The following is a 24,194-nucleotide window of genomic DNA, read 5'->3' on the forward strand; positions in this document are numbered from 1 at the left end:
TGGGACCGAACGGCTCGGTGGGTCCGGTCACGGCTCGGTGAGGCCGAGCAGCCGGGCCGCGTTCTCCTTGAGGATCTTCGGCCGGACCTCGTCCTTGACGGGCAGCTTCGCGAAGTCGGCGAGCCAGCGGTCCGGGGTGAGGACCGGATAGTCGGAGCCGAACAGCACCTTGTCCTTGAGCAGGGTGTTCGCGTACTGCACGAGCTGCGGCGGGAAGTACTTCGGCGACCAGCCGGACAGGTCGATGTGGACACCCGGCTTGTGGGTGGCGACCGCGAGGGCCTCGTCCTGCCAGGGGAAGGACGGATGCGCCAGGATGATCTTCAGGTGCGGGAAGTCCGCTGCGACGTCGTCGACGTGCAGCGGGTTGGAGTACTTGAGCCGGATCCCGCCGCCCCCCGGGACCCCGGCCCCGATGCCCGTCTGCCCCGTATGGAAGAGGGCGATGGCGCCGGTCTCCTCGATCACCTCGTACAACTCGTACGCCACGGAACGGTCGTTGGGGAAGAATCCCTGGATGCTGGGGTGGAACTTGAAGCCCCTCACCCCGTACTCCTCGACCAGGCGGCGGGCCTGCCTGACTCCCGCCTTCCCGCGGAACGGGTCGATGGAGGCGAACGGGATGAGCACGTCCGGGTTGGCGGCGGCGGCCTCGGCGACCTCCTCGTTCGGGACGGGCTCGGTGCCGGTGGCGGACTCCGCGTCGACCGTGAAGACCACGGCGGCCATCCTGCGCTCCCGGTAGTAGGCGGCCGTCTCCTCCAGGGTAGGTTTCCGCTTGCCCTCGACCTTGAAGTAGGCGCTGGAGGCCGCGTGCAGGTCGTCGTCGAGCGAGGAGGTGCCCCTGGAGGACACCTCGGCATGGGTGTGGACGTCGATCGCGACGAGTTCGTCCACGTCGATGTTCGCCATGGTCAGGCCTCCGGGATCGCCGGCGCGGGGATGCCGACGCTCTGCGGCTCGGCGCCCAGCGAGGTCGGCCAGACGGCGGCGAGCGAGTCGGGGGTCCAGCCGCCGTCGGCGTAGGCCGTCCTGATCTCCTGGGGATGGGACCACAGGGCCACCTTGTCGCCGCCGATACCGATGGCCTGGCCGGTCACTCCGCGAGCCGCCTCGGAGGCCAGGAACGGGACGAGGGCGGCGCAGTCCTCGGGGGTGCCGAAGCCCTCGCCCTTGCGCAGGAGGTCCGGGAGGGGTTCGCCGCCCCGCAGGGCCTCGATGTAGGGCGCGAAGGCCGGGATGGTCTCGGTCATCGCGGTCGCCGCCACCGGCACGATCGCGTTGACGGTGATACCCGCGCGGCCCAGCTCCATCGACCAGGTACGGGCCATGGCGGCGATGCCGGCCTTGGCGGCGGAGTAGTTGGTCTGGCCGAAGTTGCCGCGCTGCCCGGCCGGCGAGCCGACCAGGATCAGCGTGCCGCCCTCGCCCTGCTCGCGCATCCGTACGGCGGCGGCGCGGGCGCAGGTGAAGGTGCCCTTCAGATGTGTGGTGATCACCGCGTCGAAGTCGTCGTCGGTCATCTTCCACAGGACCTTGTCGCGCAGGATGCCCGCGTTGGTGACCAGGACGTCGAGGCGGCCGAACTCCTCGACCGCGCGGCCCACCAGGCGGTCCGCGGCCTCGGTGGTGCCGACCGCGACCACCTCGGCCACGGCGGTGCCGCCCGCGCCGGTGATCGCCTCGACGGCCTGCGCGGCGACGGCCCCGTCCACGTCGTTGACGACCACGGAGGCGCCCGCGGCGGCGAGGGCGTGCGCGTAGGCCAGGCCGAGGCCACGGCCGGAGCCCGTGACGACGGCGACCTTGCCGGTGAGATCGATGCTGGGCACGAAGGGTCCCTTCGGGAAGCGGGAGGAACGGCCGTGGAGGGTGACCCGCCGGAGGGGACGGAGCGGACGGGGCAGCCGGGGTGGCCGGCACGGTCACGGGGTCGAAGCTAAGGACAATAATTGTCGACGTCAATAGTTGTTGCGGTTCGGTCCGTGCGCCATGCTGGTCCCGTACGGACGCGGTACCGCGCCCGGCCGCAGCGCCGCGCCCCTCGCGGGGGCCACGACCAGGGAGCCCGCCATCGCCCGCCAGCCGCATGCCACCGACCCCACCTCGGGTCCCGTCGTCGGGGGGCGCGTCGCCGCGGGTTCCGCCCACGCGGGTCCGGCCGCCGTGGGGCCCGCGCCCATCGACGCCCGGGAACCGTGGATGCGCGGACTGCACTCCGACACCGGCTATCTGCTGTACCGACTGGGCCTGCGCTCGGGGCAGTTGTTCAACACGTTCCTCCAGGAGTCGGGGCTGCGGCTGCGGCACTACGCGCTGCTGCGCTTCCTGGCCACCTCCGAGGGCGCGCTCCAGCGGGAGTTGAGCTCACGGCTCGGATACGACCCGAGCGCGATCGTCGGCTTGGTCGACGACCTGGAGAAACTCGGGTTCGCCGAACGCCGCCCCTCCCCCGACGACCGACGCAGCCGCACCGTGGTGCTGACCGAGGCGGGGCGTACCTTCCTGCGCGACACCGACGAGGCGGGACTGCGCGTGACGAACGACCTGCTCGGTCCCCTCGACCCCGCCGAACGGGGCATCCTGCACACGCTGTTGCGGCGGATCGCCGAGACCGAACTCGACTCCGGTTCGTAGCGCGGCCCGGCCCATGACCTCCCAGTCCGCGCCCGACCGTCTGCTGGCCGTGCTCGCCGCCTTCGACCACGGCCACCCGGCGCTCTCCCTCACGGACATCAGCCGCCGGGCCGGGCTCTCCCTCACCACCGCGCACCGGCTGGTGGGCGCGCTCAGCGACTGGGGTGCCCTGGAACGCGACGCGGCCGGGATCTACCACGTGGGCCTGCGGCTGTGGGAGATCGCGGCGCTCTCGCCGCGCGGGCTCGCGCTGCGGCAGATCGCGCTGCCGTATCTGGAGGACCTCTACGAAGCCACCCACGAGAACGTGCAGTTGGCCGTCCGCGACGGCTCCGAGGTCGTCTACATCGAGTGGCTCTCCGGCCGTTCGGCCGTCGGTGTGAAGATCCAGGTGGGCGCGCGCTGGCCGCTGCACGCGACCGGCGTGGGGCTCGCGCTGCTCGCCCACTGCGAGCCCGCCTTCCAGGAGGCGTACTGCGGCGGACCGCTCGCTGGCTTCACCCCGCACACCATCACCGACCCGGCCACACTGCGCCGCGTGCTCGCCGAGGTCCGGCGCTCAGGAGTGGCGGTGAGTGTCCGTCAGATCACGGACGACGCACTGTCGGTGGCCGCGCCGGTGCGTGGCGCGGGCGGTCCGGTGGCCGCGGCCGTCTCGGTCGTGGTGCCCGAACGGGACGCGCAGACACCGGCGTTGATCCCGGCGGTACGGCTCGCGGCGCGCGGGATCTCCCGGGCGCTGGGCTGGCAGCCGGATCCGCATCCTCGTCCGCCCGGATAGTGAAGGCCGACGCATGTCCCTCTCACCGGTGAGAACCGATCGGCATCCCCCGCACCGGTGAGAACCGATCAATATCCCTCGCACCGGTGAGGACACGGCCCCGGCCCCGCCGGATACTGGCACGGCCCCTTCCCCGAGGAGCCGCACATGTCCGCCTCGCCCTGGATCACACCCGCCGTCGCCCGCCTGCGCACGGCGAACCCGTACGTCGTCGACACCGCGCTCGCCCTGCTGGTGCTGTTCGCCGCCTCACTGCAGTGGATCTTCCCCGACGACGGCGACGACCGCCTGACCTGGCAGGGGTTCCTGCTGGGCGCCGGTACGGCGTTGCCGCTGGTGTGGCGGCGCCGGGCGCCGTTCCTCGCGGCCTGCGGGGTCTCGGTGTTCACCCCCGCCATGGCGGTCTACCACGCGCCACCGCCGGACATCATGTACGGCGGTCTGGTCGTCCTCTACACGATGGCCGCGGTCGGTCTGCCCTGGCAGCGACGGTTCATGCTGGTGGGGTGGCTGGCCGGGGTGTCTCTGACCATGATGCACAAGGAGGGCGAGCAGCCCTTCGAGTACGCCTTCCAGTTGCTGAGCTGTGTCAGCGCGTACGGCTTCGGGGTGCTGGCCCGGCTCCAGCGGGCCTACACGGCGGCGCTGGAGGACCGGGCCCGCCGTCTGGAGCGCGAACGGGCCGCCGACACCGCGCGGGCCGCCGCCCAGGAACGGGCCGTCATCGCCCGGGACATGCACGACATCCTGGCCCACGCGGTGAGCCTGATGGTGGTGCAGGCCGAGGCCGGGCCCGTGGTCGTGCGCAGCGATCCCGAGCGCGCGGAGGGGGCGTTCGACGCCATCGCCGCAGCCGGGCGTGACGCGATGATCCAGCTGCGACGGATCCTCGGCGTCCTCAAGGACGAGCCGGCGGACGGCGGTTCGGACCGGCTCCCGCAGCCGGGTGTCGCGGCTCTCGCCGGCCTGGTCCGCCAGGTCGGCGACACGAGCGGGCTGCGGGTCGAGCTCCGGAGCGCCGGGGAGCCGCGCCCGCTGCACCGGGACACCGAGGTCGCCGCGTACCGCGTGGTCCAGGAGGCCCTGACCAACACCGTGAAGCACGCGTACGCTTCTTGCGCGCAGGTCGAACTCGACTGGACGGAGGCCGAGTTGACGCTCACGGTGACGGACGACGGACGGGGCCCCGCGAACGGTGTCCGGGGCGAGGGCCGGGGCGGGAGCGGCCACGGGCTGATCGGCATCCGTGAGCGGGCCGCCGCCTGCGGGGGCACCGCTCGTACGGGGCCCGGCCGTGACGGCGGTTTCCGGGTCGTCGTACGCCTGCCCGTGGCGGTCGGCCGGCAGGCGGCGCTGGGGTGAGCATCCGGGTGGTGGTCGCCGACGACCAGGAGCTGGTCCGCAGCGGCTTCAGCATGATCCTGGAGGCGCAGCCCGACATCGAGGTCGTGGCGGAGGCGGGGGACGGCGTCGAGGCGGTGGCCGCCGTGCAGCGGCACACGCCGGACGTGCTGCTGCTCGACATCCGGATGCCCCGGATGGACGGTCTTGAGGCCGCCAGGCTGGTGTGCGCGCAGTCAGGGTGCCGGGTCGTCATGCTGACGACGTTCGACCTGGACGAGTACGTGTACGAGGCGCTGTACGCCGGGGCGAGCGGGTTCCTGCTCAAGGACGTGCGGCGGGACGATCTGGTGCACGCCGTGCGGGTGGTCGCGGCCGGGGACTCGTTGCTCGCGCCCTCGGTGACGCGGCGGCTGGTCGCCGACATCATCCAGCGGCGCCGGACCGAGGCGGCGCAGCCGCCGGTCTCGACGACACGGCTGGATGTCCTCACCACGCGTGAGGAGGAGACGCTTCGGTTGCTGGCCCGCGGGCTGTCCAACGCGGAGATCGCGAGGGCGCTGTTCGTCAGCGAGCACACGGTGAAGACGCACGTCAGCAACGTCCTCAGCAAGTTGGGTCTGCGGGACCGGGTGCAGGCGGTCATCTGCGCATACGAGTCGGGCCTGGTGACCCCGGGCTCCCCCTGACCGACCGCGCCCCCTGCGGGGCTTGAGCCGATACGTCACCTCCCGGCCGGTGAGGGCGGTCCGCGCAGTTCCCCGCGCCCCTCGAATGCCCCTGCGGGGCTTGGGTCGGATGCATCGTGCGGGTCCATGGGGGCTGAGCGCGCAGTTCCCCGCGCCCCCCCAAAAACACCGGAGGCTCGGCTCGAATGCATCGTGCGGGCCCGCGAGGGCTGAGCGCGCAGTTCCCCGCGCCCCCAAAAACACCGGACGCTCCGCTCGAATGCATCGTGCGAGTCCGCGAGGGCTGAGCGCGCAGTTCCCCGCGCCCCTGGGAGGCGGGGCTGCGTCCCGGCCTTTCGTCTTCGGGGCGGTGGCCCCTGCTTTTGAGGGGCGCGGGGAACTGCGCGGCCAGCCCCCGCCGGCCCGCACCGCACTCTCTGCCCGAGCCCCGCAGGGACCCGCAGGGAACCGCCCCCGCCGGACATCCCCCGCACGGCGGAGCCGCACCGCCCCCTCCCCCGCGCGGGGGAGCCCCCGAACCCCTCCCCCCGGCGATCCGCCGACCACCCCCACGACGCAAACCTGGGACATCCAGAAGACCCGCCAACCCGCCGGGAGGCACCCCGTGCTCACCAGGATCGCCAGGGCGTCAACACGCCGACCACTGACCGTGATCGCCCTCTGGCTGCTCTTCCTGCTGCTCGGTTTCGGCCTCGGAACAGGCGTCTTCGGCCGGCTCAGCGACTCCGTCCCGGACGTGCCGGGCACCGAGTCGGACCACGCGGCGGAGTACCTCGACGGCATCGACCCGGCCGGCGAGTCGATCACCGCGGTGATCGCGGGAACGGCCGTCTCGGACACCGCACTCCGCGCCCAGGTGGAAGCCGCCGTCACCGACCTGCGCGACATCGCCGACGTCGCGGCCGTGCCGGACCCCTACACCACCGAAGGTCTCCTCGCGAAGGACGGTCAGGCCCTGGTCGTCCCGGTGACCCTGAAGGGCGGCCTCGACGACGACGCCGAGGAGAAGGTCCTGGACGCCGCCAGTGACCGTATCCACGAGATCAGGGCACCCGACGTCCACGTGAGCGGCGGCCCGCTGCTCGGGCAGCAGCTCGGCGAGCGCGCCCAGGAGGACGTGGCACGCGCGGAGATCATCTCGCTGCCGGTGGTCCTGGTCCTGCTGCTCGTGATCTTCGGCGGATTCCGCGCCGCCGGACTGCCGCTGGTGGTCGCGGTCAGCGGAGTCGCGGGCGCGTTCCTGGCCCTGTTCGGCTTCAGCCAGTTCACCGACATCTCCGTGTACGCGATCCAGGTGACCACGATGCTCGGCCTCGGACTCGCCGTGGACTACGCCCTGTTGATGGTGGTCCGCTTCCGCGAGGAACGCCGGAACACCGACGACGTCGTCGAAGCAGTGCACCGCACGGTGGCCGGTGCCGGACGCACGGTCCTGTTCTCCGGTCTGACCGTGGCCGTCAGCCTCACAGGCCTGCTGGTGTTCCCCAGCGTCTTCCTGCGCAGCATGGGCTTCGCCGTGGCCGCCGTGGTGGTCATCGACATGCTGGCCGCGCTCACCCTGCTGCCCGCGCTGCTGGCCCGCTTCGGCGGAAAGATCGCCCCCGCGCGCACCGAGCCGGCCGGCGAGGAGGGCCGGGTCTTCGCCCGGCTGGCCCGGTTCGCCATCGGCCGGCCGGTGATCGTGACAGCCACGTCCGTGCTCGCGCTGCTCGTGCTGGCACTGCCCATCACCGGCATGAAGATCAACATCGGGGACGCCCAGCAGCTGCCGTCGAACACGGAGGCACGCCGGCTCGACGACACCGTGGGAGCCCATTTCCCGCCGGGCACCGGGGTCTCGGAGATCACCGTGGTCCTGAAGCCGGGCACCGACACCACGACGGCCGGCCGGATCAAGGCGCTGGCACCGGGCACCGAGTCACGTGACCTGCCGGGCGGCACGACCGTGCTGAGCATGCGGCCGAGCGGCAGCGCGGACGGCAGGGCGGCCACCGACCTGGTCCAGCGGGTACGGGAGGTACGCGGCGACGAGCCCGTACAGGTGACCGGCGTCGCGGCCCGCCTCGTCGACTTCCGGGCGATGCTCGGCGACCGGGCGCCGTGGGCCGCCGTCACCGTCCTCGCCGGGATCTTCCTCCTGCTCTTCGCCTTCACCGGCTCGGTTCTGATCCCGCTGCGCACGATTCTCACCACCCTGCTCAGTCTGGGCGCCGCGCTCGGTGTGGTGGTCTGGGTCTTCCAGGACGGGCACGGGGCCTCGGTGCTGGGGTCCCAGGAACTCGGCGGGCTGAGCCTGACGGCACCTCCGCTGATCATCGCGATCGCCTTCGGACTCGCCATGGACTACGAGTTGTTCATCCTCGCCCGGATGCGCGAGGCCTGGCTGCAGAGCGGCGACGCGCAGGACGCCGTCGTCACCGGTCTGCGCCGCTCCGGCCGCGTCGTGACCTGCGCGGCGCTGCTGCTCGCGGTCGTCTTCGGCGCCTTCATGACGGGCGGCTTCGCCCCCATCCTGCAGATCGGCCTCGGACTGACGCTCGCGGTACTGATCGACGCGACGCTGGTACGGATGCTGCTGGTCCCGGCGACCATGGCCCTGCTGGGACGGCGCGCGTGGTGGGCCCCCGACCGACTGCGCCGGGCGCACGACCGCTTCGGCCTGCACGAGGAGGCGCTGCCCGCGACACCCGAACTCACCGAGCAGCACTGAACCCGGCGAGATCAGCCGCCTGTCGGTCCCGGTCGCCCACGACCGGGACCTTCACCGTGCCCGTGCCGTGTCAGGCGCTGGGTCGGACAGCCTTCCTCAAGGAGGCGACCGGTGACGGACCCTGCCGTGAGACGTGCGCGGAACCTGTAGCACCCCAGGGCCCCGGCGGTCTGCACCCGGGCGAACACGACCACCTCGGCGGTCGAGCGCTCCACGCTCTCCGGCTGAACGGGCGGGCCCGCGGTCGCCTCACCCGTCGTCACGTCGGTGGTCGGGAGGGCGAGGGCCGGCGGCAGTTCCTCGTCCGTCAGCGCGCCGTCGGCCGCCGCCTTCCGGAGCTGCCGTGCGATCTTCCGGGCGCCCGCGGCGAGTTCGGCCCGGTCGGCCTTCTCCTCCCGTTCGTACTGCTCCCGCTGGATGCGATAACAGCCGTCGGGCTTCAGCTTCCTGGTGGTCACATGCGTGGGCCTCTCCTTCACCCGGAACTCGTAGCAGTCGTCTCCCCGCGGGCCGGTGCCGCCGGACAGCCATACGAGAAGGACGAGTTGGCCGTCCTTGACTTCGTGGTCCTCGATCTCGACTCCCCCGGTCCGCCAGACCTCGGCGACTCGTGCGCCCTCCTGCCCGTGCCCGGTCACCGCCGTACGCAGTTCGGCGGCGATGTCCCGGGCGACCGCCGCGGGCTCCTCGGGATGCCTGTCCCGCCTGCCCAGGCATGCCTGGTACGGGAGTTCGCGTACGTCGACGGGCGATGAGGCCTTGGTCATGACGATCTCGAAGCGGTAGCAGCCCTGGGTGTACGCGCCCCCGACGAGGTTGCCGACCACCTGGCCCACGAACGGAGCCGTGACGGTGACTCGGCCCTCGCTCCGCCGGACCCCCTTGCCGGTGTAGGCCGCCTTGTCCAGTAGGGCGCGCTGGATCTCCGTGTCCAGCAGCACACCGTCGGCCGCCGCCCTCGCCAGCCGGGCCCGCGCGGCCCCGACAGCTTCCGTGACCTGGTCCCGGGCCTCGGCCTCGGCCCGTCTGCCGGTGTTCCAGAACGACACCATCACGATCACGACCAGCACGAGCGCCAGTACCGGCACCGCCAGACAGCCCTTGAAAAGACATCCCCCGCGCATCGCCATGCCCGCACACTCCCCGGGCCGGCTTCTGACGGCGCCCCCCTTCTCCGATACGTGATCGAACAGGACCCTGGCCGTGGCCTGCCGGAACTCCCGCCGCCCGCGCCCACCCGCTCCTCACAGGAATCTCAGCCGGAACCCCACCCCCTCACAGAGCAGACCCATACAAGAGGAGCAGGCTGCACGCACACCAGTGGTCACAGCAGGAAGGCATCTCGTGGGCGTCTCGCAGATATCCGACGGGCCGGAGAAGTGGTCCCGGCGGGGCGTGCTCGCCGCGCTCGGGGCCGTACCGGCCGCCGTACTGACGGGGTGCGGCTCCCGGGCGAGCGCCTCGGACGGCGCCGCCCCCACGGCCTCCGCGACCTCCCCGGCGGCGCAGGCCTCCACGCTCGCCCTCACCCCCGCCGACGGCAGTCGGGACGCCGACTTCACCAGCCCAGTCCGTGTCACCGCCTCCTCGGGCACGCTCTCCCGTGTGCAGGTCACGGCCGACGACGGCGCCACCCTCGCCGGGTCCTTCGACGACTCCCGTACGACGTGGACCTCCGCCCGGAACCCGTACTCCGGCACCGCGTACACGGTCACGGCCAAGGCGCGGGGAGCCGCCGAGGAGACCCTGTCCTTCACCACCGGGACGGCCGCGGACACCTTCGTCGGGCGGTTCACGCCAGAGGCGGGGTCGACCTCCGGCGTCGGCATGCCGGTGTCCGTGAACTTCACCCACGCGGTGACGGACCGCGCCGCCGTCGAGAAGGCGATCACGGTGACCGCGGACCCGCGGGTCGAGGTGGTGGGCCACTGGTTCAGCGACACCCGGCTCGACTTCCGGCCCGAGGAGTACTGGGCGGCGGGCACGACGGTCACCCTCGGGCTGCGGCTGAAGGACGTCGAGGGCGCGACCGGCGTCTACGGCACCCAGTCCAAGGACGTCACCTTCCACATCGGCCGCGAGCAGATCAGTACGGTCGACCTGGCGAAGAAGACGATGACGGTACGGCGGGACGGGCGGACCCTCGCCACGTATCCCGTGTCGGGCGGCGACGCCGAGCACACCACCTGGTCCGGGATCATGGTGATCAGCGAGCGGTTCGAGGAGACCCGGATGGAGTCGTCCACGGTCGGGCTCGGCGACGAGTACGACATCGACGACGTGCCGCACGCGCAGCGGCTGACCACGTCGGGCACGTTCATCCACGGCAACTACTGGGCGTCGACGTCGATCTTCGGCAGCGGCAACACCACCCACGGCTGCATCGGACTGCGTGACGCACAGGGCGCGGACGACACCTCCGAACCCGGCTACGCCTTCTACAAGAGCTCCATGCTCGGAGACGTGGTCGTGGTGAAGAACTCGGGCGAGGACACGGTCGATCCGGCGAACGGCCTCAACGGATGGAACATGTCCTGGAGCGACTGGCGGGCAGGAAGCGCTTTCTGACGTGACGTCCGATCCGTCCCCTTCCCCGCCCCACCCCGCTCCCCTCCTTCACCGTGTGAACTCCCCGGCCCCTTGAAGGCTTTCTCTGTTTTATCTCTTGACGACCGGAGTGCCGAAGAGCACATTGGCCGCGCAGCTGCTCTGAGAGCGCTCTCAGCGCCCTCGAAAACATCCGCGCACCCCACTCCGTACCCGAAGAGGCACCCATGAGGGAAACTTCCGGCACACCTGTGAGACCTGGCCGACTTCGGCGCACCGTCATCGCGCTGGTCGGCGTGCTGAGCCTGGCGGCGGCCGGATCCGCGGCCGCCGACGCGCCCACGCCGCCCAGCGGCTGGACCCAGGTCTTCGTCGACGACTTCAACGGCACCGCGGGCACCGGCGTCAACACCTCGAACTGGCAGTACGCGACCGGCCACGGCTACCCGGGCGGGCCCGGCAACTGGGGCACCGGCGAGATCGAGAACATGACGTCCAGCACGAACAACGTGGCGCTGGACGGCTCCGGGAACCTCCGGATCACCCCGCGGCGCGACGCCTCGGGCAACTGGACCTCGGGCCGCATCGAGACCAACCGCACCGACTTCCAGCCGCCCGCCGGGGGCAAGCTGCGCGTCCAGTCCCGTATCCAGATGCCCAACGTGACGGGCGCCGCCGCCCGCGGGTACTGGCCGGCGTTCTGGATGCTCGGCGCGCCCTATCGCGGCAACTACCAGAACTGGCCGAGCGTCGGCGAGCTGGACATCATGGAGAACGTCCAGGGCCTCAACACCGTGTGGTCCACGATGCACTGCGGCACCAACCCGGGCGGCCCGTGCAACGAGACGACCGGCATCGGCGGCTCCATCGCCTGTCCCGGCACGACCTGCCAGGCGGGCTTCCACACGTACGGCATGGAGTGGGACCGCTCGACGAGCGTGGAGGAGATCCGCTTCTACGTCGACGGCGTCAACTACCACACCGTACGGGCCAATCAGGTCGACGCGACGACCTGGGCCAACGCCACGAACCACGGGTACTTCATCATCCTGAACGTGGCGATCGGCGGCGGTTTCGTGGACGCCTTCGGCGGCGGCCCGGACGGTGCCACGGTGCCGGGCAACCCGATGGTCGTGGACTACGTCCAGGTGCTCACGTCGGGCGGCGGCACCACCCCTCCGCCGACCGGCAACCGTGACGCGTACAGCGCGATCCAGGCCGAGTCGTTCGACGGCCAGAGCGGCACGATCACCGAGACCACGACCGACTCGGGCGGCGGCCAGAACATCGGGGCTCTCGCCAACGGCGACTGGGTGCAGTACAAGGGCGTCAACTTCGGCTCCTCGGCGGCCAGGCAGTTCGTCGCCCGGGTCGCGAGCGGGGCGGGCAACTCCGTCAGCGGTCTGGTCGAGGTCCGCCTCGACAGCCGTACGAACACGCCCATCGGCAGCTTCGCCCTGGCCAACACCGGCGGGTGGCAGAGCTGGCGGACCGTACCCGCGAACATCAGCAACGTCACCGGCACGCACGACGTCTATCTGACCTTCTCGAGCGGTCAGCCGGCGGACTTCGTGAACGTGAACTGGTTCAACTTCGGTCACTGAGGCCGTGATCACGACCGACAGGTGACGGCAGACAGGTGACTGTGGAGGGGCTGCCCGGTCGGGCCGTCCCTCCACAGGCGTCCCGGCGGTCGTCCCGGCGCGCGCGGGGCCTGGCGGCTCAGCGCAGTTCCGCCCGGAACGCCACCGGTGTCGTGCCCGTGTGCTGGGTGAAGAACTTGGAGAAGTTGGCCGCGTCCGGGAAGCCCACGACGGCGCCGATGCGGCCGATCGGCATGTCCGTGTGGGCGAGCAGGCGCTTGGCCTCCAGGACGACCCGCTTGTCGATGAAGCCCTTCGGGGTCTCGCCGGTCGCTGCGCGGACCGCGCGGACGAGGGTGCGCCGGGAGTAGCCGAGGGCGTCGGCGTACGCGCTGACGCTGTGATTGGTGACGAAGCCCTTCTCGACGGCCTCCCGGAAGCGGGTGAAGGTGCTGTCGGCCTGCTCGTGCGCCGCGTCGGCCGCGCCGGCCGCCAGATGGGCCAGGCGCAGCAGGAACGCGGTCAGGGTGTGCCGCAGCACGGCGGTGTGCAGGCTGAGCGGCAGGGTGCCCGTGTCGACATACTCGCGCTCCAGCTGGGCGAGGGAGTTCTCAAGCGCGGTGAGCTGGTCCCGGTCTGGGCGCAGCAGCGGAGGCAGGTCGTAGCGGTAGAGGCCGGTCGCCTCGACGGTGGCGCGGGGCAGGAAGCCCGGCTGCATGATCAGGGCGGTGCCGCGGTAGTCCGCCGCCGAGGAGAAGCGGTGCACCTGGCCGGGCCGGATCCACAGGATCTCGCCGTCCCCGGCCTCGTACTCGTCGAAGTCGATCATGTGCCGGACGGGGCCGCCCCGGAAGAGCAGGACCACGTGGAAGTCGATGCGGTGGACGCGCTCGATCTGCTCGCCCGAATGCCAGCGGCGGCCTGCTTCCATCGGGCCCACCTGCATGCCCACGCCGAGGACGCTGAGGTCGACGGGGAAGGGAAAGGTTTTGATCCCGGTCCGGCTGTCTCCCTGTCCGCCTTCTTCGTCTTCGTATTGGGTACTCGTGTCCTTCATGTCCTTCTCTTACCGGTTCGGCCCCGCGGTCGTTGTCCCACTTTCACCAAAGGCTGACACAGGGACACCTTCCCCCGTAAAAGTCTGACTTTTAAGGTTGAAGGCATCAGAGCAGTTATCGGGCTTCCGGTGAGGATTTGTTGAAGATGAGCGCGCACACACCTGACGGCTTGGAGTGGACCGACCTGGACCGCCGAGCCGTCGACACGGCCCGTCTGCTGGCGGCGGACGCTGTGCAGAAGGTCGGCAACGGCCACCCCGGCACCGCGATGAGTCTGGCCCCGGCCGCGTACACCCTCTTTCAGAAGGTGATGCGTCACGACCCCGCGGATCCGGAGTGGACCGGTCGCGACCGCTTCGTCCTCTCCCCCGGCCACACCTCGCTGACGCTCTACACCCAGCTCTTCCTCTCCGGCTACGAGCTGGAGCTGGACGACCTGAAGGCGTTCCGCACCCATGGCTCGAAGACGCCGGGACACCCCGAGTACGGCCACACGGCCGGGGTCGAGACCACCACCGGGCCGCTGGGCCAGGGCCTCGCCAACGCGGTGGGCATGGCGATGGCCGCCCGCTACGAGCGCGGCCTGTTCGACCCGGACGCCCCCGAGGGCGAGTCCCCCTTCGACCACACCATCTGGGGCGTCGTCTCCGACGGCGACCTGGAGGAGGGCATCTCCGCCGAGGCGTCCTCGCTGGCCGGCCACCAGAAGCTCGGCAACCTCGTCTTCCTCTACGACGACAACCACATCTCGATCGAGGGCGACACCGCCACGGCCTTCTCCGAGGACGTGCTGAAGCGGTACGAGGCGTACGGCTGGCACGTACAGCGCATCGAGCCCTCGACGGACGGCGACACGGCCGGTGACATCGACGTGCACGCGCTGCACGCGGCCCTGACCGCCGCCAGGAACGAGACCGGGCGCCCCTCGATCATCGCGATGCGCACGGTCATCGCCTGGCCCGCCCCGAACGCCCGGAACACCGAGGCCTCCCACGGCTCGGCGCTCGGCGCGGAGGAGATCGCGGCCACCAAGCGCCTGCTGGGCTTCGACCCGGAGAAGTCCTTCGAGGTCTCGGACGAGGTCCTGAAGCACGCCCGGGGCGCCCTCGACCGCGGCGCCGAGGCACACGCCTCCTGGAACAAGCGGCTCGCCGAGTGGCGCACCGCGCAGCCCGAGCGGGCGAAGCTCTTCGACCGCATCGTGGCCGGGCAGCTGCCCGAGGGCTGGGAGAGCGCGCTGCCGGTGTTCGAGGCCGGCACGTCCGTGGCGACCCGCGCGGCCTCCGGCAAGGTGCTCCAGGCCCTCGGCGGCGTACTCCCCGAGCTGTGGGGCGGTTCCGCCGACCTCGCGGGCTCGAACAACACGACGATCGACAAGACCTCGTCGTTCCTCCCCAAGGGCAACCCGCTGCCGGAGGCCGACCCGTACGGCCGCACGATCCACTTCGGTATCCGCGAGCACTCCATGGCCGCGGAGATGAACGGCATCGCGCTGCACGGCAACACCCGCGTCTACGGCGGCACCTTCCTGGTGTTCTCCGACTACATGCGCAACGCCGTCCGCCTGTCCGCCCTCATGCAGCTCCCCGTGACCTACGTGTGGACGCACGACTCCATCGGCCTCGGCGAGGACGGCCCCACCCACCAGCCGGTGGAGCACCTGGCCTCACTGCGCGCCATCCCGGGCCTGAACATCGTGCGCCCGGCCGACGCCAACGAGACCGCGATCGCCTGGGCCGAGATCACCCGGCGGCACGCGGTGAACCCCGCCCCGCACGGCCTGGCCCTCACCCGTCAGGGCGTACCGACGTACGAGGCCGACGCCGACGCGGCCAAGGGCGGTTACGTCCTGCGCGACTCCTCCACCGAGGCGCCCGACGTGATCCTGATCGCGACCGGTTCCGAGGTGCAGCTCGCCGTCGCGGCCCGCGAGCAGTTGGAAGCCGAGGGAGTGGGCACCCGTGTGGTGTCGATGCCGTCCGTGGAGTGGTTCGAGGAGCAGTCCGCCGAGTACCGGGAGAGTGTCCTGCCGACAGCCGTGAAGGCCCGTGTGGCGGTCGAGGCGGGCATCGGGCTCACCTGGTACCGGTACGTCGGCGACGCCGGACGCATCGTCTCCCTGGAGCACTTCGGCGCCTCCGCCGACGCCAAGATCCTGTTCGCCGAGTACGGCTTCACCGCCGAGAACGTCGCCGCGTCCGCGCGGGCCGCTCTCCGTTCAACTGACGGCCCGACCGCGTTCCGCGGTTGATTCCACCGCATCAAGGAAGATGATCACTGTGACCCAGACAATCACCACCGCGGAACCGTTGAAGACCCTCTCCGGCGAAGGCGTCTCCATCTGGCTGGACGACCTGTCCCGCAAGCGCATCACGTCCGGCAACCTCGCCGAACTCATCGAGACCCGGCACGTCGTCGGCGTCACCACCAACCCCTCGATCTTCCAGGCCGCGATCGGCTCGGGCGAGGGGTACGAGGAGCAGCTCGCCGACCTCGCGGCCCGCCGTGTCACGGTCGACGAGGCCGTACGGATGATGACCACCGCCGACGTCCGCGACGCCGCCGACATACTGCGGCCCGTGTACGACGAGACCGGCGGCCGGGACGGCCGGGTCTCCATCGAGGTCGACCCGCGCCTGGCCCACGACACGAAGGCGACGGTCGCCGAGGCCAAGCAGCTGTCCTGGCTGGTCGACCGCCCGAACGTCATGATCAAGATCCCGGCGACCAAGGCCGGGCTGCCCGCGATCACCGAGGTCATCGGCCTCGGCATCAGCGTCAACGTCACGCTGATCTTCTCGCTGGAGCGCTACCGCGAGGTCATGGACGCCTACCTGGCCGGTCTGGAGAAGGCCCGGGCCAAGGGCCTGGACCTCGCCACCATCCACTCCGTCGCCTCCTTCTTCGTCTCCCGCGTCGACAGCGAGATCGACAAGCGGCTGACGAAGCTCGGCACGGACGAGGCCCTCGCACTCAAGGGCAAGGCGGCGCTCGCCAACGCGCGGCTCGCCTACGAGGCGTACGAGCAGGTCTTCGACGGTGAGCGCTGGAACGCCCTGGGCGGCGCCCGCGCCAACAAGCAGCGTCCGCTGTGGGCCTCGACCGGCGTCAAGGACCCGTCCTACAAGGACACGCTGTACGTCGACGAGCTGGTCGCGCCCGGCACGGTCAACACGATGCCCGAGGGCACGCTGGACGCCACCGCCGACCACGGCGAGATCCACGGCGACACGGTGAGCGGCGGCTACGCCCAGGCCCGCGCGGACCTGGACGCCGTCGAGAAGCAGGGCATCTCGTACGACGAGGTCGTCGGGCAGCTGGAGAACGAGGGCGTCGCGAAGTTCGCGGTCGCCTGGGGCGAGCTGCTGGACGCGGTCACGGTCTCGCTGAACAGCAAGGGAGTTGACGGCGAATGAGCAAGAACCCTCCCGGGGGAACCCCGACGGAGGCGGCGGTGTCCGGTACGACACCGGCCGCCTCGGCCCCGGCGGCGGCGAAGGCCAAGAAGGCGGTGCCCGCCAAGAAGGCGGCCGGTGCCTCGAAGGCCACGCCTGCCAAGAAGTCTGCGGGTGCCAAGAGGGCAGCGGGTGCCGCGAAGACCACGGGTGCCAAGAAGGCGACCGCTGCCGCCGGTGCCAAGAAGGCCGCTCCGAGTCGGGCGAAGGCCGGCGCTGCCGCCGCCGCGGGCGGCTCGGTGGCGGCCACGGTGTCGGACGCCACCGCGGACCCGGCTGTGGACTCGGCCACCGCGGACGCGGACTCCGCCGGTCTCGCGCCGCAGTCCCTCGCCGAGGTCCTGGATCACGCCGATGACTGGGACAACCCCCTGCGTGACCCCCAGGACCGGCGGCTGCCCAAGATCGCCGGGCCCTCCGGTCTGGTCATCTTCGGTGTGACGGGCGACCTGTCGCGCAAGAAGCTCATGCCGGCCGTGTACGACCTGGCCAACCGAGGCCTGCTGCCTCCCGGTTTCTCCCTCGTCGGCTTCGCCCGGCGCGACTGGGAGGACGAGGACTTCGCCCAGATCGTGCACGACTCGGTCCGCGACCACGCGCGCACCGAGTTCCGCGAGGAGGTCTGGCAGCAGCTCGCCGAGGGCATGCGGTTCATCCCGGGTGACTTCGACGACGACCAGGCGTTCGAGCAACTGCGCGCCGCGGTCGACGAGTTGGACAAGTCCCGGGGCACCAGCGGCAACTACGCCTTCTACCTCTCCGTACCGCCGAAGTTCTTCCCCAAGGTCGTCAAGCAGCTCAAGAAGCACGGCCTCGCCGAGGCTCCCGCGGGTTCCTGGCGGCGCGGGGTCATCGAGAAGCCGTTCGGCCGCGACCTGAAGAGCGCGCGCGAGCTGAACCGCGTGGTGCACGAGGTGTTCGACCCGGAGCAGGTGTTCCGGATCGACCACTACCTCGGCAAGGAGACCGTCCAGAACATTCTGGCGCTCCGCTTCGCCAATCAGATGTACGAGCCCATCTGGAACCGGTCGTACGTCGACCACGTACAGATCACGATGGCCGAGGACATCGGCATCGGAGGCCGGGCGGGCTACTACGACGGCATCGGGTCGGCCCGTGACGTCATCCAGAACCACCTCCTGCAGCTGATGGCGCTGACCGCGATGGAGGAGCCCATCGCCTTCGACGCCGACTCGCTGCTCACCGAGAAGCTCAAGGTCCTCAAATCCGTGAAGCTGCCGGAGAACCTGGGCGAGCACACGGTCCGCGGCCAGTACGCGACGGGCTGGCAGGGCGGCGAGAAGGTACAGGGATACCTCGACGAGGACGGCATCGACCCCAAGTCGACGACCGACACGTACGCGGCCGTCAAGCTGGAGGTCGACAACCGCCGCTGGGCGGGCGTCCCCTTCTACCTGCGCACCGGCAAGCGTCTGGGCCGGCGGGTCACCGAAATCGCCGTCGTCTTCCAGCGCGCCCCGCACTCCCCCTTCGACTCCACCGCCACCGAGGAACTCGGCGCGAACGCCATCGTGATCCGCGTTCAGCCGGACGAGGGCATGACGGTGCGCTTCGGATCGAAGGTGCCGGGTACGTCGATGGAGATCCGGGACGTGTCGATGGACTTCGCGTACGGCGAGTCGTTCACGGAGTCCAGCCCGGAGGCGTACGAACGCCTGATCCTGGATGTACTGCTCGGAGACGCCAACCTCTTCCCCCGCCACCAGGAGGTGGAAGAGTCCTGGAAGATCCTCGACCCGATCGAGGGCTACTGGGACACGCACGGCAAACCCGCGCAGTACGCCTCGGGCACCTGGGGTCCCGGGGAAGCCGACGAGATGCTCGCACGAGACGGACGGAGCTGGCGCAGGCCATGAAGATCGACCTGACCGACACCACGGCAAGCAAGATCAACAAGGCGCTCGTGCAGGGTCGCCGCGCCATCGGCACGCCTGCCGTGGGCATGGTCCTGACGATGGTCATCGTCACGGACGAGGAGAACGCGTACGACTCGATCAAGGCGGCCGAGGAGGCCTCGCACGAGCACCCCTCGCGCACCCTGGTCGTCATCAAGCGGCACGCCCGCACCCCGCGCGACCGCACGAACTCCCACCTCGACGCCGAGGTACGGGTCGGCGCGGACGCCGGCACCGGCGAGACGGTGATCCTGCGGCTGTACGGCGAAGTGTCCGACCACGCCGACTCGGTGGTCCTGCCGCTGCTGCTCCCCGACGCGCCGGTCGTCGTCTGGTGGCCGGTGGACGCGCCGGAGGTCCCGGTCAAGGACCCGCTGGGCGCCCTCGCGCAGCGCCGGATCACCGACATGTACGCCGTGGAGACCCCGTTGCAGGCACTGGAGTCGCGTGCCGTCGCGTACGCGCCCGGCGACACCGATCTGGCCTGGACCCGGCTCACCCCGTGGCGTTCCATGCTCGCCGCCGCCCTCGACCAGGCCCGCACGAAGATCATCTCGGCTGCCGTCGAGAGCGAGGCGGACAACCCGAGCGCCGAATTGCTGGCCCGCTGGCTGGAGGCCCGTCTGAAGGTCTCGGTCGAGCGGGTCGTCACCGCGGGGCCGGTGGTCACCGCCGTCAAGCTCGGCACCGAGAACGGCGAGATCGTCATCGACCGCCCCGAGGGCCCCCTCGCGACGCTGTCCCTGCCGGGCCAGCCCCCGCGCACCCTCGCGCTGAAGGTCCGCAGCACCTCCGAGCTGATCGCCGAGGAGCTGCGGCGGCTCGACGCCGACGAGATGTACGCCGTCGCCCTGCACGGGGACGACACCCAGAGGGAGAGCCGTGTCTGACACACCGAGGCTCACCCGCCGTCCCGAGTGGACCGCTCTGGAGGACCACCGGGCCGGGCCCTTCCTCCACGCGCAGTTGCGCGAGCTGTTCGCCACGGACCCGGAGCGCGCCGAGCATTACAGCGTGCGCGTGGGCGATCTGCTCGTCGACTACTCGAAGCACCTGATCACCGACGAGACGCTCGCGCTGCTCCAGGAACTCGCCACCGCCACCGATGTGTTCGGTCTGCGCGACGCGATGTTCCGCGGCGAGCGGATCAACGTCACCGAGGACCGGGCGGTCCTGCACACCGCGCTGCGCGCTCCGCGTGACGCGGTGATCGAGGTCGACGGCGAGAACGTCGTGCCGAAGGTGCACGCCGTGCTCGACCGGATGTCCGGCTTCGCCGAACAGGTCCGCTCCGGCAAGTGGACCGGGCACACCGGCAGGCGCATCAAGAACGTGGTCAACATCGGTATCGGCGGCTCCGACCTGGGCCCGGCGATGGCGTACGACGCGCTGCGCGCCTTCACCGACCGGGATCTGACGGTCCGTTTCGTGTCGAACGTCGACGGGGCCGACCTGCACGAGGCCGTGCGGGACCTGGACCCGGCCGAGACGCTGTTCATCATCGCCTCGAAGACCTTCACCACCATCGAGACGATCACCAACGCGACCTCGGCGCGGTCCTGGCTGCTCGCCGGACTCGGCGGGCTCGACGTCGGCTCCGACGCCGTGGCGAAGCACTTCGTGGCGCTGTCGACGAACGCGGAGAAGGTCGCGGACTTCGGTATCGACACGGCCAACATGTTCGAGTTCTGGGACTGGGTCGGCGGGCGTTACTCGTTCGACTCCGCGATCGGTCTGTCCCTGATGCTCGCGATCGGCCCGGACCGCTTCCGGGAGATGCTCGACGGCTTCCACCTCGTCGACGAGCACTTCCGCACCGCGCCCGCCGAGTCCAACGTGCCTTTGCTGCTCGGCCTGTTGGGCGTCTGGTACGGCAACTTCTTCGACGCCCAGTCGCACGCGGTCCTGCCGTACTCGCACTACCTGTCCAAGTTCACCGCCTACCTCCAGCAGCTCGACATGGAGTCCAACGGCAAGTCCGTGGACCGTGACGGGAATCCGGTGGACTGGCAGACCGGCCCGGTCGTGTGGGGCACCCCCGGCACCAACGGGCAGCACGCCTACTACCAGTTGATCCACCAGGGCACGAAGACGATCCCGGCCGACCTGATCGGATTCGTCAACCCGGTCGCCGAACTGAGCGGCGAACTGGCCGCCCAGCACGACCTGTTGATGGCGAACCTCTTCGCCCAGGGCCAGGCTCTGGCCTTCGGCAGGACGCCGGACGAGGTGCGGGCGGAGGGAGTGCCCGAGGAACTGGTGCCGCACAAGACGTTCCAGGGCAACCACCCGACGACCACGATCCTCGCCCGCGAGCTGACCCCCTCGGTCCTCGGCCAGCTGATCGCCCTCTACGAGCACAAGGTGTTCGTGCAGGGAGCGATCTGGCACATCGACTCCTTCGACCAGTGGGGCGTCGAACTCGGCAAGGTCCTCGCCAAGCGCGTCGAACCCGCCCTCACCGAGGGCGCCGACGTCCCCGGCCTCGACTCCTCCACCAGCGCCCTCGTGGCCACGTACCGCACTCTCCGGAAGAAGTGAACTGACATGACTGCGATGCAGCTTGGTCTCATCGGCCTCGGCAAGATGGGCGGCAACATGCGCGAGCGCATCCGCCGCGCGGGCCACACCGTCATCGGATACGACCGCAATCCCGAGCTGGCCGACGTGAGCAGCCTGGCCGAGCTCGTGGGCAAGCTCGAAGCGCCGCGGGTGGTGTGGGTGATGGTTCCGGCCGGTGCCGCGACGCAGTCCACCGTCGACGAGCTGGCCGACTTGCTGGAGCCCGGTGACGTGGTCGTGGACGGCGGCAACTCGCGCTGGACGGACGACGAGAAGCACTCCGAGGAGCTGGCGGCCAAGGGCATCGGCTTCGTCGACGCCGGCGTCTCCGGCGGCGTGTGGGGCCTCAAGAACGGCTACGCGCTGATGGTCGGCGGCGACGCCGAGCACATCGCCAAGGTCCAGCCCGTCTTCGACGCCCTCAAGCCCGAGGGCGACGCCGGGTTCGTGCACGCCGGCAAGGTCGGCGCCGGGCACTTCTCCAAGATGGTCCACAACGGCATCGAGTACGCCATGATGCAGGCCTACGCCGAGGGCTGGGAGCTCCTGGAGGCGGTCGACTCCGTCACCGACGTGCGCGAGGTCTTCCGCTCCTGGCAGGAGGGCACCGTCATCCGCTCCTGGCTCCTCGACCTGGCGGTCAACGCCCTCGACGAGGACGAGCACCTCGCTCAGCTGCGCGGCTTCGCGCAGGACTCCGGCGAGGGCCGCTGGACCGTCGAGGCGGCCATCGACAACGCGGTCCCGCTGCCCGCGATCACCGCCTCCCTCTTCGCCCGCTTCGCGTCCCGCCAGGACGACTCGCCGCAGATGAAGATGATCGCGGCACTGCGCAACCAGTTCGGCGGCCACGCCGTAGAGTCCGCGAAGTAGGAGAAGCAGAAATCATGGGCGATCTCCTCCTCGTCCGGCACGGCGAGACCGAGTGGAGCAAGTCGGGACAGCACACCAGCTGGACCGACCTGCCCCTCACCCCGCACGGCGAGGACCAGGCCAAGTCCCTCGTCCCGCTCTTCGCCGAGCGGTCCTGCGCCCTCGTGCTCACGAGTCCGCTCCAGCGCGCGATACGGACCGCGGAACTGGCGGGTCTGACCGGGGCCGTCGTCGACCCCGACCTGCATGAGTGGGACTACGGGGCGTACGAGGGTGTCAAAACCGTCGACATCCACCTCACCCGTCCCGACTGGTACCTGTGGAACGACGGGGTGCCGCCCGGCGCGGACGGGCACCCGGGCGAGTCGCCCGTCGAGGTGGGCGAGCGCGCCGACCGGGTGCTCGCCCACGCGGCGAAGGCGCTCGACGAGGGTGACGTGGTCCTCGTGGCCCACTCGCACTTCCTGCGCGTCCTGACCGCCCGCCGGCTCGGGCTGCCCGCCTCGGACGGACGCCTGTTCCGGCTGGACACGGCCACGGTGAGCCGGCTGTCGCTGGAGCACGGCCGGCCCGTCCTCGCGGAGTGGAACGCCAAGCCGTAGGAGCCGCGCGGATTGCGGGGCAGTATCCCGGCCCGGGCTACAGAACGTCGCCGAACTCGCTCAACACCCCTGGTGGAGCGAGGGCGTTGACGTAGTGGCCCGGGCCGTGGTCGTCGAAGGAGTACTTGAACGGGATCGTCCGGGTCAGCGCCAGCCGGGTGGCCAGGAACGCCAGCGGCGCCACCACGGCAAGACCCGCGAGCGAGTCCATCTGCGGGTAGTGCAGGCCCGGTTCGTCGTTCTCCCGCCAGCCCTCCTGCCGTACGCGCAGCAGCGGCCGCACGGAACGCCGGAGCGACTCCGCTGAACGGACCGTCAACTCTCCCAGGCGTGCCGCCGGTTGACGGAGCGGGTTGCTCATCAGGGTCCGCAGCAGTTCTCCGGGCAGGGTCACCGCTTCCAGGGCCGAGTCGGCGGCGAAGGTCAGGACCGTGTCCATCGGCCCGCGCGACCTGCGGTAGTGGAACTCCCGGCCGAACGGCGCGTACGGTCCGACCGGCCGGGGCGGCAGGGCCGGCACCACGTCACGGTCGAAGATGTAGCGGATCATCCGCTCGCGCAGCGGCTGGGTGCCGTGCGGACCTGCGGCCTCCTCGCAGGCCCGCGCGAAGTCCGGCCCGCCGACCATGGGCTGTCCGAAGGTGTAGACGGCCCGGAGCTTCTCGGCGATGCGGCGGTAGCGGGGCTCCAGGGTGATCATCACGCCCATCAGCGCGGCCATCGCGCCGCCGAGGCTGTGGCCGGTGATGTAGAGCGCCTCCAGGCCGCGGCCCCGGGTGCCCGGCTCGCCGGGGACCACCGACTCGCCGCGCAGCGCCCGGTCCAGGGCCTCGATGATCAGGTGGCGGGTGGCGCGGACGTTGCGGTAGAAGCCCGCGTGGACCTCGTGGCGTCGCCCGTCCAGCTCGACGGCGAGCATCTCGGGGCGTACGTCCGCGTCGGTGAGGATGCTGATGATGTCCTCGGGCTGGGTGCCGCGGTAGCAGAGGACGGCGATCCTGCGGTCCCGGTCCTGGATCAGGTACGCGGCCGAGGCGATGTACATGGCGTCCACCCGCTGCTCGAACACCTGGCAGGTGTTCTCCTCCAGGCCGAGGCGCGTCATGATCATGGCGACGGTCTCCGGGTCGCCGCGCTGGGCGAATCCGGCGTACGCGTAGGCGGCGCAGGTCGCCAGGGTGTGCGGGACGACTCCGTCGGGGTCTGGCTGGTCCTTGTCCTCCGCGAGCCGTTCCACGAGGTCGGGGTGGACCGGGAAGCCGGCCGGGTCGGGGCCGGCGTCGGTCGCGGGCTTCAGCGGGCGCAGTTCGGCGAAACTCGGGCCTTTGGCGTGCCGGTCGTCCCCCATGATCGACCTCCCCCGGTCGCGGCGGTGGCGCTGCGCTTGCGAGCACACCACCGGGGGTGCGGGTCGTCAACCTGTCCCTTGCGACAGCCCTC

General features: G+C 70.8%; 19 protein-coding genes. 14 read left to right on the top strand and 5 right to left on the bottom strand.

Annotated elements, in window-relative coordinates:
- Positions 1-27: 27 nt before the first annotated feature.
- Together OHS59_RS09080 and OHS59_RS09085 are read right to left on the bottom strand one after the other, a co-directional pair.
- A complete protein-coding gene (locus OHS59_RS09080) occupies positions 28-903 on the bottom strand; it encodes an amidohydrolase family protein (RefSeq protein ID WP_328499134.1) in 876 nt (291 codons plus the stop codon).
- An 11-nt stretch (positions 904-914) separates the two neighbouring features.
- A complete protein-coding gene (locus tag OHS59_RS09085) occupies positions 915-1,832 on the bottom strand; it encodes an SDR family oxidoreductase (RefSeq protein WP_328492869.1) in 918 nt (305 codons plus the stop codon).
- Between the two features lie 334 nt (positions 1,833-2,166).
- Here OHS59_RS09085 and OHS59_RS09090 point away from each other — a divergent pair, with 334 nt between their 5' ends.
- From OHS59_RS09090 to OHS59_RS09110, 5 genes are all read left to right on the top strand, one after another.
- Positions 2,167-2,637 carry a MarR family winged helix-turn-helix transcriptional regulator gene (locus OHS59_RS09090; protein WP_328499135.1) on the top strand — a complete coding sequence of 157 codons (471 nt, stop codon included), beginning with the start codon at positions 2,167-2,169 and terminating at the stop codon, positions 2,635-2,637.
- A gap of 13 nt (positions 2,638-2,650) precedes the next feature.
- The gene (locus tag OHS59_RS09095; protein ID WP_328492870.1) at positions 2,651-3,418 is read left to right on the top strand and encodes an IclR family transcriptional regulator; all 768 of its coding nucleotides are present in this window, start codon (positions 2,651-2,653) and stop codon (positions 3,416-3,418) included.
- A gap of 147 nt (positions 3,419-3,565) precedes the next feature.
- Entirely contained in the window at positions 3,566-4,780 is a 1,215-nt protein-coding gene (locus OHS59_RS09100; protein WP_328492871.1) for a sensor histidine kinase, read from the top strand.
- Complete coding sequence (locus tag OHS59_RS09105; RefSeq protein ID WP_328492872.1) at positions 4,777-5,448, top strand: response regulator transcription factor; 672 nt, start codon at positions 4,777-4,779, stop codon at positions 5,446-5,448. The genes OHS59_RS09100 and OHS59_RS09105 overlap by 4 nt, the downstream gene beginning before the upstream one ends.
- Positions 5,449-6,052: 604 nt before the next feature.
- Positions 6,053-8,158, top strand: coding sequence for an MMPL family transporter (locus tag OHS59_RS09110; protein ID WP_328492873.1), 2,106 nt, complete (start codon positions 6,053-6,055; stop codon positions 8,156-8,158).
- An 11-nt stretch (positions 8,159-8,169) separates the two neighbouring features.
- Here OHS59_RS09110 and OHS59_RS09115 read toward each other — a convergent pair whose 3' ends face one another.
- Positions 8,170-9,288 (bottom strand): hypothetical protein, encoded by a 1,119-nt coding sequence (locus tag OHS59_RS09115; RefSeq protein WP_328492874.1) that lies wholly within the window; start codon positions 9,286-9,288, stop codon positions 8,170-8,172.
- 214 nt (positions 9,289-9,502) lie between these two features.
- Here OHS59_RS09115 and OHS59_RS09120 point away from each other — a divergent pair, with 214 nt between their 5' ends.
- Together OHS59_RS09120 and OHS59_RS09125 are read left to right on the top strand one after the other, a co-directional pair.
- Positions 9,503-10,726 (top strand): L,D-transpeptidase, encoded by a 1,224-nt coding sequence (locus tag OHS59_RS09120; protein ID WP_328492875.1) that lies wholly within the window; start codon positions 9,503-9,505, stop codon positions 10,724-10,726.
- 206 nt (positions 10,727-10,932) lie between these two features.
- Positions 10,933-12,309, top strand: a complete 1,377-nt coding sequence (locus OHS59_RS09125) for a glycoside hydrolase family 16 protein (protein ID WP_328492876.1) — start codon at positions 10,933-10,935, stop codon at positions 12,307-12,309.
- 118 nt (positions 12,310-12,427) lie between these two features.
- Here the strand turns inward: OHS59_RS09125 and OHS59_RS09130 are convergent, their stop codons facing one another.
- Positions 12,428-13,345, bottom strand: a complete 918-nt coding sequence (locus OHS59_RS09130; RefSeq protein ID WP_328492877.1) for a helix-turn-helix domain-containing protein — start codon at positions 13,343-13,345, stop codon at positions 12,428-12,430.
- A gap of 146 nt (positions 13,346-13,491) precedes the next feature.
- On the opposite strand from OHS59_RS09130, the gene tkt reads away from it, so the two are divergent.
- The 7 genes from tkt to OHS59_RS09165 are packed head-to-tail and all read left to right on the top strand — an operon-like array spanning position 13,492 to position 22,754.
- The gene (gene tkt / locus OHS59_RS09135; protein WP_328492878.1) at positions 13,492-15,597 is read left to right on the top strand and encodes a transketolase; all 2,106 of its coding nucleotides are present in this window, start codon (positions 13,492-13,494) and stop codon (positions 15,595-15,597) included.
- A 19-nt stretch (positions 15,598-15,616) separates the two neighbouring features.
- A complete protein-coding gene (gene tal, locus OHS59_RS09140) occupies positions 15,617-16,762 on the top strand; it encodes a transaldolase (RefSeq protein ID WP_328492879.1) in 1,146 nt (381 codons plus the stop codon).
- A complete protein-coding gene (gene zwf / locus OHS59_RS09145) occupies positions 16,759-18,678 on the top strand; it encodes a glucose-6-phosphate dehydrogenase (protein WP_328492880.1) in 1,920 nt (639 codons plus the stop codon). The genes tal and zwf overlap by 4 nt, the downstream gene beginning before the upstream one ends.
- A complete protein-coding gene (opcA, locus tag OHS59_RS09150) occupies positions 18,675-19,607 on the top strand; it encodes a glucose-6-phosphate dehydrogenase assembly protein OpcA (RefSeq protein ID WP_328492881.1) in 933 nt (310 codons plus the stop codon). Before zwf ends, opcA begins: the two co-directional genes overlap by 4 nt.
- Positions 19,600-21,258, top strand: coding sequence for a glucose-6-phosphate isomerase (pgi, locus tag OHS59_RS09155; protein ID WP_328492882.1), 1,659 nt, complete (start codon positions 19,600-19,602; stop codon positions 21,256-21,258). The genes opcA and pgi overlap by 8 nt, the downstream gene beginning before the upstream one ends.
- A 15-nt stretch (positions 21,259-21,273) precedes the next feature.
- Positions 21,274-22,152 carry a phosphogluconate dehydrogenase (NAD(+)-dependent, decarboxylating) gene (gene gnd, locus OHS59_RS09160; RefSeq protein WP_328499136.1) on the top strand — a complete coding sequence of 293 codons (879 nt, stop codon included), beginning with the start codon at positions 21,274-21,276 and terminating at the stop codon, positions 22,150-22,152.
- Between the two features lie 14 nt (positions 22,153-22,166).
- Entirely contained in the window at positions 22,167-22,754 is a 588-nt protein-coding gene (locus OHS59_RS09165; protein ID WP_328492883.1) for a histidine phosphatase family protein, read from the top strand.
- A gap of 37 nt (positions 22,755-22,791) precedes the next feature.
- Here OHS59_RS09165 and OHS59_RS09170 read toward each other — a convergent pair whose 3' ends face one another.
- Complete coding sequence (locus OHS59_RS09170; RefSeq protein WP_328492884.1) at positions 22,792-24,102, bottom strand: lipase family protein; 1,311 nt, start codon at positions 24,100-24,102, stop codon at positions 22,792-22,794.
- Positions 24,103-24,194: the final 92 nt, after the last annotated feature.

Origin of the sequence: Streptomyces sp. NBC_00414, from assembly GCF_036038375.1 — a bacterium.
Classification (GTDB): Bacteria; Actinomycetota; Actinomycetes; order Streptomycetales; family Streptomycetaceae; genus Streptomyces.